This is a genomic window from Brevundimonas sp. AVps23W (assembly GCF_058681395.1).
This window is the reverse complement of the sequence record NZ_CM178738.1, coordinates 1,230,294-1,246,234: the sequence shown is the minus strand read 5'-3', so window position 1 is coordinate 1,246,234 and position 15,941 is coordinate 1,230,294. Positions and strand designations below refer to the sequence as shown.

Sequence of the window (15,941 nt, the reverse complement as noted above, 5' to 3'; positions counted from 1 at the left end):
GCCACGACGACCGACGTTTCTTCCGCCCTAGAACCAAGGCGGGACGGTCGCCTTGATTTCGATCAAAGCCCTGCGGCACGGTGGGACGTAGTGGACTGATCGTCCTTGGACATTTCGCCCAACGACGGTTTGTCCAATGGCTTTCGGGGCTTCCCGAAGCTGGAGTGTTCGAATGACCTCGGCGCCGATCACGGCCTCTCCCGCAGCTTGGCTGAAACAAGCCGCCGCGCCCTGGCGCCGTCTGACGGCCCTGGCGGGTCTTCTGGCCGTGGCGGACGTGGTTCCCGCAGTCGGTTTCGCCGGCGGCCTGGCCATGACCGTGGCTGCCTTCGGGGTCTCGCCCTTCGCCGCCCTGCCCTGGCTGCTGCTGGCGGTCGTCAGCCTGATGGCGCGCGGTCTCATCGGCCAGGCGGCGGTGGTTGTCGGGGCGCGCCTGGGCCTTTCGGTCAAGACCAGCGTGCGCGACGGGCTGCTGGCGGACTTGTTCGGGCGCGGCGCCCGTTCCAACGACCGTCTGACCGCCGTGGTCGAAGGCGTCGGCGCGCTGGACGGCTATATGTCCCGCTTCACCCCGCTGAAGATGGCCGCTGGTCTTTCGCCACTGCTGATCATCGCCGTCGCCGCCGTGGCCAGCCCGTTCTCGGCCGGCATACTTCTGTTCACCCTGATGCCCTTCATCTTCGGCATGATCCTGGCCGGCACGGCTGCGGCGGGCGAAAGCCGCCGCCAGTTCCAGGCGCTGGAGCGGCTGTCCGGCCTGTTCGTCGATCGGGTGCGCGCCCTCCCCGCCATCCTAGCCTTCGACGCCCGCGCCCGCACCACCACCGAAATCGCCCGCGCATCGGACGAACTGGAGCGTCGCACCAACCGCGTCATGCGGATCGCCTTCCTGTCGTCCGGGGTGCTGGAGTTCTTCTCGGCCCTGTCCGTCGCCCTGATCGCCGTCTACTGCGGCTTCAATCTGCTGAAGCTGCTCCCCTTCCCCGCCCCCGAACAGCTGGACTTGGCGCGCGCCTTCTTCGTCCTGGCCCTTGCGCCCGAGGTCTATCAGCCGCTGCGCCGTCTCGCCGCCGCCTATCATGATCGCCAGGCCGCCGAATCCGCCGTCCCCGCCCTGATCACGCCCGAGGCCCCGGCGCGCGACCGCCACATCCTGCCCGAGGACGCCCCGGCGATCCGTTTCTCCAAGGTCTCCATTGCTTATGGCGACGCCGCCCCCGTGATCGCCGATTTCGACCTCGACGTCCGCCCCGGGCAGATCGTGGCCCTGGTCGGCGCCAGCGGCTCGGGCAAGTCCAGCCTGCTGCACCTGTTCCTGGGCCTTTCGCCCCTGACCGCCGGCGAGATCGAAGTCGGCGGCGCGCGGCTCAGCGAGGCGGGCGGATTCGCGGGTCAGATCGCCTGGGCCAGCCAGAACCCCGTCGTCGTACCCGGCAGCCTGGGCGACAATATCCGTCTGGCCGATCCCTCCGCCTGCCCCGGCCGTATCCTGGTCGCTGCGGGCGAAGCCGGCCTGTTCGGCGATCTGGACCGCCCCATCGACGAGCGTGGCGGCGGCCTGTCGGGCGGCGAGCGGCGTCGTCTGGGCCTGGCCCGCGCCATTCTGAAGCGCGCCCCCATCCTGCTGCTGGACGAGCCGACGGCCAATCTGGACCCCGCCTCCGAAGAGGCCATGCTGGATCTGATCCGCCAGGCGACGCGGGGCCGCACGACCCTGATCGCCACCCATTCCGCCGCCGTCGCGGCCATGGCTGACCGCGTGGTGCGCCTGTGATGACCCGCCCCTCTCCCTCGCGCGTAGGCGCTCTGATCGCGGCCCAACGTCAGGCTCAGCGAACCCGCCTGCGCCTCGCCGCCGCCGGGGGCGCGACCGTCGCGGTCGCCGCCGCCTGTCTGCTGGGTTTGTCAGGCTGGTTCATCACCGGCGCCGCCATCGCCGGGGTCGCCGGATCGGCCGCCGTCCAGGCGTTCAACTATATGATGCCCAGCGCCACCATCCGCCTGCTGGCCATCCTGCGCACCGGCGCCCGCTACATAGAACGCGTCGCCGGCCATGAGGCGGCGCTGAAGGCCCTGGCGCGGCTGCGACCGCAACTGTTCGACGCCCTCGCCTCGGCGCCCCCCGCCCAGGCCCTGTCCCTGTCGTCCGGCGAGGCCTCGGCCCGACTGGTCCAGGATGTGGACGCGGTCCAGACCCTGTTCGTCCGGCTCTCAGCGCCCTGGGCCATGGGTGCGGGCGTCGCCTCTTCCGCCCTGCTCGCGGGCATGGCCAGCCCCCTCGCCGGTCTGATGCTGCTGCTCGCCATGGGTCTCGGCGCGGCGGGCTCAGTCTTGCTCGCCCGTCGCCTGGCCGCCCCTGCCGGTCGCCAGGTTCAGATCGCCACGGGCGAGCTCAAGGACCGGCTGTCTTCGCTTGAAGCCGTCTCCCCGGAGCTCAAAGCCTATGGTTTGGACCGTTGGGCCGCTGGCGAGGCCGCCCAGGCCGCGGCTGCGCTCGACCGAGCCCAGATCGCCCTGACCCAGGCCGGCGGTTGGATGACCGCCTGGCAGGCCGCGGTCACAGGGCTTGCCGTCGCCGCCGTCATTCCCGCCACCCTGGGCGCCCCCCTGCCGATGACGGCCCTGGCCGCCCTGGCCGCCGTCATGGGCATCGAGGCCGCCGCCGGTCTGGTCGGCGCCCTGCTGCAGAGCGGCGCGGCCGTGGAGGCGACCCGCCGTCTCGACGCCCTGACCTCGGCTTCCCCGGCGCGGCATGGGCCCGCGCCGACCGATGCGGGCCTGATCCTCTCGGCGGACGGCGCCCGAATGGCGCCGCCCCTGCGCCTGGGCCTGATCGGTCCGTCCGGTGCAGGCAAGACCACCCTGATCGAACGCCTGGTGGGCCTGCGGGACGCCGTCGCGGACGAGGTGCAACTGGACGGACGCGACATCGCCGACATCGCATCCCGCGACCGGCTGGCCCTGTTCGCCTACGCCGCTCAGGACATCCGCCTGATCGACGGCACGATCCGCGAGAACCTTCTGCTCGCGGGTCCCGCAAATGATCTTGCCCTGTGGCGGGCGCTGGAGGATGCGGCCCTGGCCGACCGGGTCCGCGCCGATCCGGCGGGTCTGGACGCCCGCGTCGGTCCCAACGGCGAGCGCCTGTCGGGCGGCGAACGCCGCCGCCTCGGCCTGGCCCGCGCCTATCTGCGCCCGGCGCCCTGGCTGGTGCTGGACGAACCGACCGAGGGCCTGGACCCGGCGACCGAGGCCCAGGTTCTGACCGCGCTCGACCGCCGCCTGAAGGCCGCCGGCCAGGGCCTGATCATCGTCAGCCACCGCCCCGCGCCGACCCGCCTGTGCGACCGCACGCTGCGGATCGAGGGCGTCGGAACCGACGGCCGCGTGTGTCTAACCGCCCACCGTCAGCAGGCCCTGGTCTGAAGACAGCCACACCGCCATCCAGCTCGGCGCGTCGCCCTAGGTTTCGCCCTCGGCGATGTCGCGCAGCCGGTCGGGTTGTTCGATCCGCAATTCGTTCAGGGCCAGCAGCCGGATCACCCCGGTCGTCTTCAGCTTGGTCAGCACCCGGCTCACCGTCTCGATGGTCAGGCCCAGATAGTCGGCGATCTCGGACCGGGTCATCGGCAGCCGCACCTGATCCTCGGCCGACGGCCGCAGCGGATCACGGGTGGGCAGGTCCAGCAGGAAGGAGGCGATTCGCTCCTGCGCCGTCTTGCGGCCCAGCAGCAGCATCTGATTCTGCGCCGCCGCCAGTTCGTGGGTCGCTCGGTCCAGCAGGGCTTCTTCCAGCAGCGGCCGTTCGCGGATCAGGGCGCGGTAATCGGTCTTGCGGAACCGGCACAGGGTCGCATCCTCAATGGCCTCGCCCGAAAACGCATAGTCCTGGCCAGTGGCCAGACCAACGAAGTCACCGGCGAACAGAAAGCCGGTGATCTGCCGCCGACCGTCCGGCAACAGCTTGTAAATCCTCACAGATCCCGAGGTTATGTTGAACAGGTGGACCGCCGGATCGCCTTCGCGGATCAGGGCCTCCCCCGCCTTCAGCGTCACCCGCTCGGCGATCGCGTCCAGGCTGGCCAGATCGGCCGGGTCCAGGCTGCTGCACACGCTGAACGCCCGCGCCCCACAGGTCGAACACGCCGACTCCTGTCGGCGCTGGGCGCAGTCCGTGGGCAGGGATCTCAGTTCGAGCATGGTTCGATTAGGTTAGGCCTCGCTTCCGATGCAAGCAAACGGATTGATGGAGATCAAGGCGGCCATTTCGTCCAAGCCATAAAGGGCCGAAGATGAACGCCCTTCAATATCGCCGCCTCGAAAGCGACGAAGCGGACCAGACCTATGTCTTGGCCCACATGGGCAACCCGCGCCTCACCCTGGACTCCTGGCGCGCCAGGGTCGATTCGCCGCCCGCCTCAGGCGGAGTTCTCGCCGCCGTGGCGAACGAGTGCGTCCGGGCCCTACTGGCCTATTCCATCTCGACCACCCCCTCGGGAGAGCGGCAATTCATGGTCGACACCCTGGTCGCCTTCGACCTTTTACGGCCCGAAAAGCTGATCGAGCCTCTGATCGCCGCCGCCTGCGACGTAGCCCGCCGGGGCTGCAACTCCATCGGCCTTGCCTGCCCCATCGACGCCCCGGGCTATGAGGCCGTCATGCGCCAGATCGCCGAGACGGCCGTGCTTCACAGCGTCATCTAACCGCGTCCGGCGCCGCCGCCGCATACCGCCTCGCCAGCACAGCGCAGGCGAACAGCTGGATCTGATGGAACAGCATCAGCGGAATGACGATCAGGCTCACGCTCTGCCCGGCAAACAGGATGGCCGCCATCGGCAGGCCGCTGGCCATGCTCTTCTTGGACCCGCAGAAGACGATGGCGATCTCATCCTCCCGCGAGAAGCCCAGCCTCCGGCTAGCCAGGGTCGTGACCGCCAGGGCGATGGCCAGGATGATGAGGTCCAGCACCACCACCAGCCCCAGATCCAGATGCGACAGCCGGGTCCAGGCCCCGGACACCACGCCCGCGCTGAAGGCCGCATAGACCACCAGCAGGATCGATCCTCGATCCACCGCCGAGGTCAGCCGCCCGTGACGCACCAGCCAGCCCCCAATCAACGGCCTCGCCGCCTGCCCCGCCAGGAAGGGCGCCAGGATCTGCAAGGCGATGCTCTCGACCGACGACAGCGACACCCCCGCGCTGCCCACCGGCAGCAGCAGCATCACCAGCAGGGGCGTGATCACCACCCCCGCCAGGTTCGACACCGAGGCCGCGCACAGCGCCGCCGGAACATTGCCCCGCGCGATGGACGTAAAAGCGATCGACGACTGCACCGTCGAGGGCAGCAGGCACAGATAGAACAGCCCGACCCTCAAATCCTCCGTCAGCCAGGACCGCGTAGCCCAGAACACCGCCAGCCCCAGCAGCGGGAACAGCAGGAAGGTACTGGCCAGCACCATCCCCTGCAGCCGCCAGTGCGACAGACCCGCCCATATCGCCCCCGGCGACAGACGCGCCCCATACAGGAAGAACAACAGCGCGACCGCCGCCGTCGCCACGCCCTCCGCCACATCCGCCCCAACGCCCCTGGCCGGCAGCAGCGCCGCCAGCACCACCGTCCCGATCAGCAGGAGCAGGTATGGATCAATCAATCGGCGCAAAGCGTTCATGCCGCCGCTCCTAGGCCCATATAGAGCCGCCCAGCAAGGTCTCCCGCCGGCGCGGCGGAAGATCGGCAAACGATGCTGATTTGTGCGATGCGTTTCCCATAACGCCGGGCGGCCCTGCTGGAGGAAATTCGGGTCGCCGTGCGTCTAGATCAGTAGACGGGGAATGGAGATAGAAAATGCTCAACCGAATTTGCGCTGCGATTGTGATCGCGGGCGCGCTGCTCGGGGGATCGGCAGCCGCTCAGACAGATCATATTACCTCCCCGCATGAGGCGTTTGGGCATGACGTCGGCGATGACTATCAGTTGATCAACTACCGGCAGTTCGAAGCCTATCTTCACACGCTCGCCGGTCAGTCGGACCGTATGAAGCTGATGGAAATCGGCAAGACGACCGAAGGGCGCACCCAGTATGTCGCGGCGGTCTCTTCGCCGGCGAACATCGCCCGCCTGGATCACTACCGCGACATCGCGCGACGCCTGGCCAAGGCCGAGGGCGTCGATGAAGCCCAAGCACGGGCCCTGGCCGCTGAGGGCAAGGCCGTGGTCTGGATCGACGGCGGGTTGCACGCGACGGAGACTGTTCCGCCTCAGGCCCTGATCGCCGCCGTCCATGCATGGGTCACGGCCCAGGATCCGGAGGCCCTGCGGGTGCTGGACGACGTGATTATCCTGTTCGCGCCACTGAATCCGGACGGCTGGGATCTGGTGGCGGACTGGTACATGCGGGAGGCGGACCGGGAAAAGCGCGAATTCGCCAGCCTGCCGCGCCTGTATCAGGCTTACGTCGGCCACGACAACAATCGCGACTACTATCTGTCCGCGATGACGGAGACGACCAACGTCAACCGCATGTTGTTCCGGGAATGGTTCCCCCAGATCGTCTACAACCATCACCAGTCCGCGCCGGCGGGGACGGTCGTCTTCATGCCGCCGTTCCGGGACCCTTTCAACTACAACTACGATCCTCTGGCGATGACCGCCCTCTCAGAGGTCGGCGCCGCCATGCACAACCGACTGGTCGCCGAAGGCAAACCCGGTGCGACCATGCGCAGCGGCGCCCGGTACTCCACCTGGAACAACGGGATGGAGCGTTCCATCACCTATTTCCATAACTCCATCGGCCTGCTGACGGAGATCACCGGCCATCCCACGCCGAGCCGCATCGCCCTGGTTCCTGACAATCAACTGCCGCGCAACGATCTGCCCGCCCCCGTCGCGCCGCAGACCTGGCGCTTCCGGCAATCCATCGACTATTCGCTGTCGATCAATCGCGCGGTGCTGGACTATGCGTCGCGCAACCGCGACCGGCTGCTGTTCAACATTTGGCGGATGGGGTCGAACGCCATTGCACGGGGCGAGACCGACACCTGGCGGGTCACCCCCTCTCGCATTGAGGCCCTGAAGACCGCGGCGAGCCAGGGCGGACGATCAGTCGATCCCGCCCTATACGACAAGGTGTTGCACGACCCGACGCTGCGCGATCCGCGCGCCTATGTCATCCCTGCGGACCAGGCCGATATGCCGACCGCCATCGCCTTCCTCAACAGCCTGATCAAGACCGGCGTGGATGTTGATCGCGCCACCCGCGCCTTCTCCATCGCCGGAACGTCCTATCCGGCCGGCTCCTTCGTCGTGCGGACGAACCAGGCCTATCGACCGCATGTCCTGGACATGTTCGAACCGCAGGACCATCCGCACGACCTGCAGTATCCCGGCGGCCCGCCAGCCCTGCCGTATGACGCCACCGGCTATACGCTCGCGCTCCAGATGGGGGTGAAGTTCGACCGGATTCTCGATGCGTTCGAGGCGCCGCTGGAGCCTGTGCCCGATCTCATTACCGTCCCGGCTGGTCAGGTTCGAGGACAGGGCAAGGCGGGGTTCATCATCGACCATGCGGCGGTCAACAGCTTCATCCTGACCAATCGCCTGCTGAAGGCGGGGCAGCCGGTCTTCTGGCAAAAGGCCGAGGTGCGTGTCGGCGCCCGCACCCTCGCACCGGGCGCCTTGTGGATACCGGCAAGCGACGTGTCCCGCGCCCTGGTCGAACAGGCCGTCGCCGAACTCGGCCTGAACGCCGAGGCCGTTGCGCGCGCGCCGGGCGGAGACGCCATGGCGCTGAAGCCTGTGCGGATCGGTCTGGTGGATCGTTACGGCGGCTCCATGTCGGCCGGTTGGACCCGCTGGTTGCTGGAGCAGTTCGAGTTTCCCTTTGAGGTCGTCTACCCGCAGCGTCTCGACGCCGGGGATCTGAAGAAGGATTTCGACGTCCTTGTCTTCGCACCCGACCTACTGCCCGGCGACTTCCCGAACGGAACCGGGCGCGGGCAGCCCGATCCTGAGACGATCCCCGAAGCCTATCGATCTTGGCTGGGCGCCGTCACGCGAGAGAAGACCCTGCCGCAGCTGACCCGCTTCGCCGAGGCCGGCGGCACTATCGTGACCGCCGGTTCGGCCCATAAGCTAGCCCTGGCTCTGGAAGCGCCGATCGACGACGTCGTGTCGATCGAAAACAAGCCCCTGCCCTCCACCGACTTCTTCATCCCCGGCGCGCTGCTGGCGGTGGACGTCGATCCCTCCGACCCTCTGGCCTATGGCCTCCCGGCCCGACTGAATGCCTTCTTCGACGAGAACGCCGCCTTCACGGCGCGTGGGGACGCACGAGTCGCCGCCCGCTATCCCTCGCCTACCGTGGTGTCGAGCGGATGGGCCATCGGGCCGGACAAGCTGGCCGGGGCCGCCGCCGTGGTGGATGCGCCGATGGGCCAGGGGCGGCTGATCATCCTGGGGCCGGACGTCATCAATCGCGCCCAGGCCCGCGCCTCGGTTCGCCTGTTGTTCAACGCCCTGCTCTACGGCCCCGCCGCCGCGCCGGGATTCTGAAACGAAAGAGGGCGTCGGCCCTGTCGCCGACGCCCTTTCCTCGCTTTGGTTTGAAGTTAGCGGGGAGCCAGTTGGACCTCGAAGAAGTGATCGGCGCGGCTGCGAACGTCCTGAGTAGCGGTGGCGTTGGCGGCGACCGCCTGCCGACTGCGGCTGGGGTCGTCGAAGCCATGAGCCGCGTCCGGATAGACGGTCAGATTGACCGGAGCGCCCGCCGCCTGCGCGCGATCAACCAGGGTCCGGCAGCTTTCGGGCGACACCTCCTGATCGGCTGTACCGATGAAGACCTCGACTGGCGCATAGGTCTTGTAAGCTTGTCGGAACAGGCCTTGGAGGCCGCAGCCTGGATACAGGGCGAGACCGGCCCGGAAGCCGATCCGGCGCATGTCCCCCGGCTTGTCGTCCGCAAGCGCCGCCAGGACGGTGCTGGCGCCATTGGAAAAGCCCATCAGCCCGATACGATCATCCGCCACGCCATCCACGCCGCGCAGGAACCGCAGCGCGCCATAGGCGTCCAGCGGTCGTATCGTCACCTCATTGACCTCTGGCGGCCGCGAACTGTAGGTCCCAGCCGCAAAACCAGTCGGATAGCCCCGCGGCCCGAAGCTATCGACCACCAGGACGCAATAGCCACGGTCAGTCCAGTAATCGGCCCAGAACTTGAGCCGCAGGGTCAGGTTCTGGGCCTCATAGACTCCGTTGGCCAGAGACGAATAGGCGCCGCCCCGACCGTGCATCAGCACCACGGCCGGGGCTCCGCCTTCCGGCGTCGGCCCCGCAGGCCGAAACAGATAGCCGACCAGTTCGGTGCGCACCTCATCCATACTGCGAAACGCGATCCGCTCGCCGAGCTTCTGTTCGGTCGCAGACAGCGTCGCCGCGTCTTGCCGAACAGAGGCCGGGACGGGTGCGGCCAGAACCGCCGCGACAGCGGTCGCCATCATCAGTCGCTTCATCATCCTGTTCTCCAATGAAGACAGATTTGCGTTTCTCTCAGGGGATAACCGCCGCTGAATCGGGTCGGCGCGGGTCAGCAGCGCCCATCAGCATGCCGTCGTCGATCAGGATGGATTGGCTGCTGCCGATGGTCTGGCCGACCACCACCTTGTGACCCAGGCTCTCGAGAAGCCGGATGGTGTCACGGTTCAGGCCTGACTCGACCTGCAGCGCCCCCGTCGCGCCGTCTTGATGGACACGGGGCGTCGTGGTGGCCTCGGCCAGGTTCATCCGGTGATCGACGAGGTTGACGATCAACTGAAATAGGCTGTTTGGAATGGTCGATCCGCCGGGCGTGCCCGTGACCAACCAGGGACGCCCGTCTTTGAACACGATGGTCGGCGCCATGGTGGAAATCATCCGCTTGCCTGGCTCCATCCCGTTCGCTGTCACGGGACGCCCATCCGCACGCATGCGCCGGTTGAAGTTCTTCATCTGGTCGTTCAGCAGAAAGCCCGCTCCATCGACCACAGCGCCAGATCCGAAGGAAGACCCCAGGGTGTAGGTGTTGGAAACCGCATTGCCCTCGCTGTCCACGACCGAGAAATGGGTCGTGTCGATTCCTTCAACCTCCCAGGGATCGCCGGGAACCAGGCTTGGGGTCGGCAAGAGACGGTCGGTGGAAATCAGGCTCGAACGCCGATCAGCATAGACCTGGGAGGTCAGTTGGGCCGTCGGCAGGGTGCTGAAATCTGGGTCGCCGATGTAACGGGTGCGATCCAGTTGAGCCAACTTCATCGCCTCGGACATGACATGTAGGCTGGCGGCGGTGTCCGCCCCCATGGTCTTCAGATCGAAGCGTTCGACGAGGTTGAGCAACTCCAGCAACATGACACCGCCTGCGCTGGAAGGCGGCATGGTGACGACGCGGAGGCCGCGATATTCAGTCTCGATCGGCGCCCGTTCGACGGGTTGGTAACGCGCGAGGTCCTCGCGAGAGATCAGGCCGCCGTGCGCCTGCATCGAGGCCACGATCCGATCCGCCACCGCCCCCCTGTAGAAGGCTTCGGCGCCGTCGCGCTGGATCTCCCCCAGGGTCCAGGCCAGATCGCTCTGGACCAGGGTGTCGCCCGGTCGCCAGGGGGCTCCGTCGGGTTGGAGGAAGATGCGACGCCCGGCTTCCCAATGGCCAAGAACGTCCTTGGACCAGGAAAGAGCGTAAGCCGAGTCATGGCTCAGCGTCACGCCTTCCGCCGCAAGCTTCCGCGCCGGCTCGATCAGTTCGGCCCACGGCAATCGTCCCCAACGCGCATGGGCATGCGCCAATCCAGCCACGGAGCCCGGCACCCCGGGGGCTCGATAGCCATAGCGCGCATCGCGCGGTTCATGGTCGTAAAGTGCGGGTTGAGCCGCCAGCGGCGCGACTGAGCGGTAGTCCAGCGCATAGGTGCGATCCTCAGCCGCCATATAGACCAGCATGAAGCCGTCGCCGCCCAGATTCCCGGCGCGCGGCAGCGTGACGGCCAGCGCGAATCCGGTCGCGACCGCCGCATCGACCGCATTTCCGCCCTTGGCGAGTATCTCGGCGCCGACCCGGCTGGCGATGTCGTTCTGGCTGACGACCAGACCCGTTGTCGAGATCACCGGGTGGTGGACCGAGTCATAGTTCAGGAGCGCCTCAGGCTGCTCCTGCGCATGGACACAAGGCGCAAGAGCCAATAGGGCGGCGAGAAGCACCGGCAGGAGCGATTGGTGACGGCTCATTCCAGCGGTCTTTCCTTATAGGTTACGAGGTCCAGTTCACCTTCCATGCGGGCGATGGCGACGGCCACGGCCAGATCGCTGGTGCAATTCGGGACGGTCCGGATCATGTCCAGAGGCCGATCGAAAGGCAGGATGAAACCGACGATCAAGGCCGTCTGCTCTGGTCCCAGCCCGATCACCGAAAGAACCGCCGCCAGCAGGAAAAGCGAGGCCGACGGCACAGGCGCGGCGCCCAGCGCCACGAGGGCCGTCACCGCGATTACGGCCAGATAGTCGGCTGGTCCCAGAGCGACGCCGAAAACCTGTGCCGAGAATGCGGCCAGAAGGCCCACGTAGAGGGCGGTTCCGTCCATACTGAGCGTCACCCCCAACGGCAGCACCGTCGAAGCGATCGCCGGGCTGACGCCAAGATTCCGCTGCGCCACACGCAGGGCCACAGGCAGAGTCGCCGCACTGGAGGACGTCGAGAAGGCCACCGCCACGGCATCGACGATGTCGCGGTAGAACGGCACGACAGGGACACGTGCGATCAGGCGTAGTACGGCGCCGTGGACGATGAAGGTCTGAATCGCAGCGCCTAAAAGCACGCAACAAGACAGCCGCAACACGCTGATGAAGGCCGACGGTCCGCTGGTTCCCATCACCCAGGCGATCAGAGCGAAGACGCCGAACGGCGCCAATTCCATTACGAACTGGACGACGCGCAGAAGCACGGCGGAACCCGACTCCAGAACCCGCCGTAAGGGTCGCCCCTCCTCCCCCGTCACCAGCAGTGCGCCGCCGATCAACAGGGCGAAAAAGATGACTGCGAGAATATTTCCCTCGGCCATGGCCGCGATCGGATTCAAAGGCACGATGTTCGTGAGGATGGCGGTTAGACCCTGCGTCTCCCCCAGGACCGCAGGGACAACTCCGTCGAGATCGACGCCGGCTCCCGGCTGGATCAAAGCGCCTACTCCCAGCCCGATGGTCGCGCCGACCAGCATCAAGCCGAAATAGAGGAGCATGGTCTTGAGACCGGCCGATCCTAGTCGCGCCGGATCGGACATGGCCGATACGCCGGCAGCGACGGTGACGAACACCAGCGGGGTCACCAGCATGCGGATCAGACGCACGAAGAGATCACCGATCCATTTCAGGTCCTGGGCGCGCTCTCCGAGCATCACTCCAGCAAGGGCGCCGAGCGCCAACCCGAGCAGAATTCGCCGCCACAACGGCGTGGCGAACCATAGGCGCGCAGCAAGACGCACCGGTCGGAAGACTCCCACCGTAGACGCAAGGGAATACATGTCGGTTTCCTGAGACCCGGGCGAGACAAATGCCTCGCCCGGGTGCTGTCGTCAGAAGGACTTGCGGATGCTGGCGTACCACCAGCGGCCACGATTGGAGTGGACGCTGCCGGTGTAACCGAACCTCTCGTCAGCCAGCGGCGGATCTTCGTCGAACAGATTGCGCGCACCGATGCGGACGCGCGCACCGTCCAGCGGACCGCCCTTGTCGAATTCGTACTGGATATAGAGGTTGTGGGTCAGCCATTCATCGACGACCCAATAGTCGTCCGTGTCCACATAGGTGGCGCCGGTATCGACGAAGTCGGAGACGTAGCTGGTGTACCAACCGGATGTCCACTGGCCCAGATCCCAGGTCAGGGACGCCGTGAACTTCCACTCCGGCCTGCCGTTCTGTCCGATCAGGTCCTCTACGCCGCCGACCGTCACGCCAGCGATTGTGCCGTCAGCCAAGGCGTCCAGCAGGATCTGATGCTGTTCGCTGGCCTCCTGGTACAGTTTCAGCTTCTGGCTGGCGTTTAGGCTGAGGCGCCAGTCGCCCACCGGAGTGTCGCGGAGCGTGTAGAACAGGCGGAAGTCGAGACCTTCGGACTCGCGGGGTTGAAGGTTCATGTAGTCGTCTTTGATGGACAACAGGTCGCCCACGGGTGCGAGGCCAGCCGCCGCAGCATCGGCGATCTGCTGGGCGTCGGGATCGGCCCGGACGACGTTGGGGTTCGAGCTGCCGATCTGACGCAGGTAGTAGTCCATGATCAACTGGTTGGTGCCGCCGAAAATCCCCACCAGATCTTCCTGACGGATCTTCCAGTAGTCGACGGTCAGCGTGAGGTCGCCGAACCGGTCGGACCAGAGCTCGGGTTCGAAAACCAGGCCCAGGCTGAGGTTTTCGGAACTCTCCGCCTTCAGGTCCTTGTTCCCCGACCGCTTTTCAATCCGGTCCTCGCTGGTGCAGTAGTCGTTGCTGGTGGTCAGCGTCGGGATCGCGCCGATGGCCAGTTGTACCGCACAGGCGGCATAGTCCCGCCGGCTGTTGGACCGCTCGAAATCCGGTTGATAGAGCTGCAGCAGGTTCGGCGCGCGGAACCCTTCCGACCAGGCGCTGCGGAACATTAGCCAGGATGTTGGACGATAGGCCACCGCCACCTTGGGCGCGCCGACTGTGCCAAACAGGCTGTAGTTCTCCACGCGTCCCGCGAGTTGGACGTCGATTGACTGCACCAATGGGATCTTCATCTCAGGCGAGACGACCGGCACGGCCAGTTCCAGGAAGGCCGAATAGACGTTGCGGGCTCCCGAACTGTCAGGCGTGTATGACACGCCCATCACATCGCTCTGAGACACGGAGCCGGCCAGATCCGTGAAGGTGATGGTTCCATCCAGACGCGGGTCGCGATCTTCCGCAAAGGTCTCCCGGCGCGCCTCGACACCCGCAGCAATACCGATATACCCCGCCGGCACCGGGTAGAAGTCACCCTTGGAGACCTTAAAGTCCCACTGCATCAGTTCCGTCTCAGCCTCGCGGTAGACCTTGACCATGAAGCTGTCGATCGTCTCCTGACTGTTCAATCCCGTGACGCCGTCCTGAGGATTGGCTAGATCGCCGCCCACGAAAGGATTGTAGGCGTCCGGAGTGGTCATATTGATCGCGTCCTGGAGCAACGTCATGCTGACGCCGTCCATTTCGTCGGTCGTTTCAGCCTTGCTGTAGAGCAAGGCGCTTTCCCAATCGAATCCGGAGCGCTCTCCGCGCAAACCGCCCAGATACCGGGTCGTGACGTTCTCGACTTCGACTTCCCGATAGCCCAGGTCGGCGAAACGGTAGTCCTGAATCTGGATGGCCGAGCCGGTCGTCGGCACCCCAGACAGTCCGCTCAGGCGCGCCGTCACGCCGGTGGCGCCGAACGGGTTCCAGTAGGCGGTCGGCGACATGAGCACGCGCTGGGTGTCCAGCGGCGTGTCCTGCTGCCGCTGCGACCACGTCTCGCCCCAGTAATAGCTCAGCTCACCGAAGAACTCGACGCCGTTGTCGAACTTGTGGTTGATGAAGGTGAACAGGTTGGCGCGATCCACCGCCGAACTGATGGTGCGCATCGAGTCCAGATCGTACCGAAGATTATTGTCCTCGCTCGTCGTCGAGAGGGTGGAATTGTCGAAGCAGGTGTCCGTCGTATAGGCGTTGGTGATACACCCGGCATTGGTGCTGGGCTGGACGTGGAAAGTTCCGGTCGTCGATGTCAGGGTCGAGCCGTTTACGCGCGTGGTGGTTCCTGCGTTTCGATAGGTCGTCGGATTCAGCTTGATGCCTTCGGCCCAGGCGGTGATCGTACTGTAGGCGCCGTAGTCGAGACCAGAGGCCCGGCCATCGAACGCGGCCACACGTCCGGCGACTGTCGCATAGTCCCGTTCCCAGATGTAGAGCGGATCCCGCGTCAGGTAGCTGCCCATGACGGAGACATTGGTCTTACCGTTGTTGAAGTCCTTGCCAGCCTGAAAATCGATGGAATATTCTTCCATCCCCCCTTCGTCATGGCCCATGGCGGCCTCGACGGTGAACCCTTCGAAATTGTCACGTAAGACGTTGTTGACGACGCCGGCGACGGCATCGGTGCCGTAAAGCGCGGCTGCGCCATCCGCTAGAACCTCGACCCGGCGCAGGCCGAAGGTCGGTATGGCGTTCGTGTTAACCGTCTGAACGGGCACATAGCTTTCGATCTGGGTGCCGGGATGGGGCACCAGCCGCCGCCCATTCAGCAGAACCAGCGTATTGCCCGTGCCGATCGAGCGCAGATCGATTGACGCCACATCGCCCCGCGCGTTGTTGATGCCGCCGTTGTCGCTGTCCGCCTCATTGAAGCCGACGTCACCCATCTGGGCGATGGAGCGATAGAGGTCATCCCCGTCCGCGGCGCCGATCGCATCGAGATCAGACTGATCGACGACCGTGACCGGCAAGGCCTCGTTTATGCGCGTCCCTCTGATCCGGCTGCCGACGACCACGACCTCCTGGACCTCGGCGGCGCGGCTGTCGCCTGCGATGCGCTTCTGCAGGATGATGGTCGATCCCTCGTGGGAGGCGACGTAGAGATCGGTGCCCTCCAGCAGTTGGCCGAGCGCATCCTCGACGTCCATTTGGCCAGAGACCGCAGGGCCGATCCGACCGGCGAGGTGGCCGGTGGGCGCTGAAATCGTCACTCCCGCCTGACGGGCCAGTTCCGGAATGGCCTGCGCCAGCGGCTGAGCCGTCACATTGAACTGTTTCTCCTGAGCCGCCGCCCCGTGGGCCGCGGCGACAAGCACCCCCCCAGCCACGCTTGCCGCTAGCCATCGCTTCCACGACACCATGAGATCCCCCGATCCGTTGTCTATGTTCCCCCGGCGCACCGGACATAGACAAGACGGG

10 protein-coding genes are annotated in these 15,941 nt (G+C 66.2%); 4 read left to right on the top strand and 6 right to left on the bottom strand.

Annotation, left to right across the window (positions count from 1 at the left end; all coding sequences use genetic code 11):
* The first annotated feature begins 172 nt into the window (after nt 1–172).
* Together cydD and ACW177_RS06030 are read left to right on the top strand one after the other, a co-directional pair.
* A complete protein-coding gene (cydD, locus tag ACW177_RS06035; protein WP_492027703.1) occupies nt 173–1,774 on the top strand; it encodes a thiol reductant ABC exporter subunit CydD in 1,602 nt (533 codons plus the stop codon).
* The gene (locus ACW177_RS06030) at nt 1,774–3,426 is read left to right on the top strand and encodes an amino acid ABC transporter ATP-binding/permease protein (protein ID WP_492027702.1); all 1,653 of its coding nucleotides are present in this window, start codon (nt 1,774–1,776) and stop codon (nt 3,424–3,426) included. The genes cydD and ACW177_RS06030 overlap by 1 nt, the downstream gene beginning before the upstream one ends.
* A 36-nt stretch (nt 3,427–3,462) precedes the next feature.
* Here the strand turns inward: ACW177_RS06030 and ACW177_RS06025 are convergent, their stop codons facing one another.
* Nucleotides 3,463–4,200 (bottom strand): Crp/Fnr family transcriptional regulator, encoded by a 738-nt coding sequence (locus ACW177_RS06025; protein ID WP_492027701.1) that lies wholly within the window; start codon nt 4,198–4,200, stop codon nt 3,463–3,465.
* Between the two features lie 92 nt (nt 4,201–4,292).
* On the opposite strand from ACW177_RS06025, the gene ACW177_RS06020 reads away from it, so the two are divergent.
* Nucleotides 4,293–4,703 (top strand): hypothetical protein, encoded by a 411-nt coding sequence (locus ACW177_RS06020; RefSeq protein WP_492027700.1) that lies wholly within the window; start codon nt 4,293–4,295, stop codon nt 4,701–4,703.
* Here the strand turns inward: ACW177_RS06020 and ACW177_RS06015 are convergent.
* A complete protein-coding gene (locus ACW177_RS06015) occupies nt 4,696–5,670 on the bottom strand; it encodes a bile acid:sodium symporter family protein (protein ID WP_492027699.1) in 975 nt (324 codons plus the stop codon). The two genes, ACW177_RS06020 and ACW177_RS06015, sit on opposite strands and share 8 nt — an antisense overlap.
* A gap of 176 nt (nt 5,671–5,846) precedes the next feature.
* Here ACW177_RS06015 and ACW177_RS06010 point away from each other — a divergent pair, with 176 nt between their 5' ends.
* Nucleotides 5,847–8,552, top strand: a complete 2,706-nt coding sequence (locus tag ACW177_RS06010; RefSeq protein ID WP_492027698.1) for a M14 family metallopeptidase — start codon at nt 5,847–5,849, stop codon at nt 8,550–8,552.
* A 56-nt stretch (nt 8,553–8,608) separates the two neighbouring features.
* Here the strand turns inward: ACW177_RS06010 and ACW177_RS06005 are convergent, their stop codons facing one another.
* From ACW177_RS06005 to ACW177_RS05990, 4 genes are read right to left on the bottom strand one after another with little or no spacing between them, the layout of a single operon-like run.
* Complete coding sequence (locus tag ACW177_RS06005; protein WP_492027697.1) at nt 8,609–9,511, bottom strand: dienelactone hydrolase family protein; 903 nt, start codon at nt 9,509–9,511, stop codon at nt 8,609–8,611.
* Between the two features lie 34 nt (nt 9,512–9,545).
* Complete coding sequence (ggt, locus tag ACW177_RS06000; RefSeq protein WP_492027696.1) at nt 9,546–11,252, bottom strand: gamma-glutamyltransferase; 1,707 nt, start codon at nt 11,250–11,252, stop codon at nt 9,546–9,548.
* Nucleotides 11,249–12,541, bottom strand: coding sequence for a dicarboxylate/amino acid:cation symporter (locus ACW177_RS05995; RefSeq protein WP_492027695.1), 1,293 nt, complete (start codon nt 12,539–12,541; stop codon nt 11,249–11,251). The genes ggt and ACW177_RS05995 overlap by 4 nt, the downstream gene beginning before the upstream one ends.
* Before the next feature lie 51 nt (nt 12,542–12,592).
* Nucleotides 12,593–15,838, bottom strand: a complete 3,246-nt coding sequence (locus ACW177_RS05990) for a TonB-dependent receptor (RefSeq protein ID WP_492027694.1) — start codon at nt 15,836–15,838, stop codon at nt 12,593–12,595.
* Between the last annotated feature and the right edge of the window lie 103 nt (nt 15,839–15,941).

Bases quoted from the DNA above. Each gene is read 5' to 3' on its own strand.
- ACW177_RS06020 (WP_492027700.1), top strand. From the start codon at position 4,293: ATGAACGCCCTTCAATATCGCCGCCTCGAAAGCGACGAAGCGGACCAG.
- cydD (WP_492027703.1), top strand. From the start codon at position 173: ATGACCTCGGCGCCGATCACGGCCTCTCCCGCAGCTTGGCTGAAACAA.
- ACW177_RS06005 (WP_492027697.1), bottom strand. From the start codon at position 9,511: ATGATGAAGCGACTGATGATGGCGACCGCTGTCGCGGCGGTTCTGGCC.
- ACW177_RS06030 (WP_492027702.1), top strand. From the start codon at position 1,774: ATGACCCGCCCCTCTCCCTCGCGCGTAGGCGCTCTGATCGCGGCCCAA.
- ggt (WP_492027696.1), bottom strand. From the start codon at position 11,252: ATGAGCCGTCACCAATCGCTCCTGCCGGTGCTTCTCGCCGCCCTATTG.
- ACW177_RS06010 (WP_492027698.1), top strand. From the start codon at position 5,847: ATGCTCAACCGAATTTGCGCTGCGATTGTGATCGCGGGCGCGCTGCTC.
- ACW177_RS05995 (WP_492027695.1), bottom strand. From the start codon at position 12,541: ATGTATTCCCTTGCGTCTACGGTGGGAGTCTTCCGACCGGTGCGTCTT.
- ACW177_RS06025 (WP_492027701.1), bottom strand. From the start codon at position 4,200: ATGCTCGAACTGAGATCCCTGCCCACGGACTGCGCCCAGCGCCGACAG.
- ACW177_RS06015 (WP_492027699.1), bottom strand. From the start codon at position 5,670: ATGAACGCTTTGCGCCGATTGATTGATCCATACCTGCTCCTGCTGATC.